Below are 1,441 nucleotides of genomic sequence, written 5' to 3' on the forward strand. Positions count from 1 at the left end.
CATCACCTCAGGAAAGCCCATGATAGCGGCGCTATAGCCTGCCAGCATGAATACATAGCTTTTCGGCGTGCGATCGTGCAGGGAAAGGTACAGGCACACACTCACCCACAGTGAGATAATGAAGCTAAAAAATAAGGGGTGTTCAACGGTGACGGGAAAAACAAAGAAGATAAACACGCCGCCCAGCAAGGTGCCGAGCATGCGAAACAGTGATTTTGAAATGGTGGAAGCAGAGTAAAGCTGGGAAGCAATGAATACCGTGGTAATGGCCCAGGCGGGTTTATCCAGGTTGAGTTCCAGTGAAAAGTACAATGCCAAAAAGGCAGCCAGACAGGTTTTAACAGCAAAAAAAACGGCGTTTTTTGAAAACCACTGCATGACAGTATTGAGACCAGACGGCGCTAAGTGCGGCGTATCCTGCCAGAATATTCAATCTACTCACGGCGATAAATATGTCAGGTTGTTACAGCATCAAAATTGGTGATATTGGCAGGCAATCAATATCAGGGTAATTATTAAGGGTTACTAATGGACCAAATGCAAATTCAGCTTCTATTTACAGAATCTCTCTGATTTATAAGCCTATTGCTTCACAACCTGTCATCAGTCGTATAAATGTGTTCTGGATCACACTTTTCTAAATAACCTCAATGATTACAACGGCTCCATAAAAACATTTCGCGCAATCTGGCGCAGTGCATTGCGCCAGATCATCGCAAGGGCTAACTTAGTCACTTAGCACCATTACCCAGTTCGCATCTTTACCAGCCGGCGCTTCACTCACAAGCTTTAACGATCCACTTTGGGCATCAATGGCGTAGCTTCCTGTCACTGCGCTTTTTTCACCACTGGCGATCAGCCATTTGCCGTCCGGTGTTATGGCAATACTGCGCGGCTGCTTTTCTACCGGCCAACTACCTATCAGTGTCAGTTTGCCACTGTGTTGATCAACGCGGTATCCGCTCACCGTGCTGCTGGTGCGTTCGGTCACATACAGGAAATGACCGTTTGGCGTCAGATGAATATCGGCTGACCAGATGCGTGGCGTGGTATCGCTGTAACCTGCCGGTCGCTCACGTCCATGCTGCAACTTATACTCTGTGGCTACGGCGTTGGGGGTTTCGCTGACTTTGACCAGTTCGCCACTCGGCTCGCGACGGAACTGGGTGATGATGCCGCCCATCTCACCGACGTTATACAGAAAGCGTTGATCCGGTGATAACACCGAATGACGCGGGCCATTTTCGTCGGCGGTTTTGACATAACCGTTGCCCAGCGCGCTTAGCTCACCCTCCTCGCTCAGCTTCAACTGCAATACGCGGTCAGTACCGAGATTGCCGACGTAGGCGGTTTTACCGGCATTATCAACAATCACCGAATGTGCCGCATGGCCAGTCTTGTAGCTGCCCACCGGCGGTGCTATCACCTTGCCATCTTTGGC

Annotated in this window: 2 protein-coding genes; both read right to left on the reverse strand. The window is 49.7% G+C overall.

The features are described 5' to 3' along the window. On the reverse strand, positions 1-378 hold a 378-nt coding region (locus tag H7A81_RS27235; protein ID WP_182059333.1), incomplete at its 3' end, for an FUSC family protein. A 349-nt stretch (positions 379-727) separates the two neighbouring features. Next, a partial coding sequence (locus H7A81_RS27240) for a beta-propeller fold lactonase family protein (protein WP_182059334.1) occupies positions 728-1,441 on the reverse strand: 714 nt, incomplete at its 5' end.

The sequence above is a fragment of the Pantoea sp. ME81 genome (assembly GCF_903970985.1).
GTDB classification, from domain to species: Bacteria; Pseudomonadota; Gammaproteobacteria; order Enterobacterales; family Enterobacteriaceae; genus Pantoea; species Pantoea communis.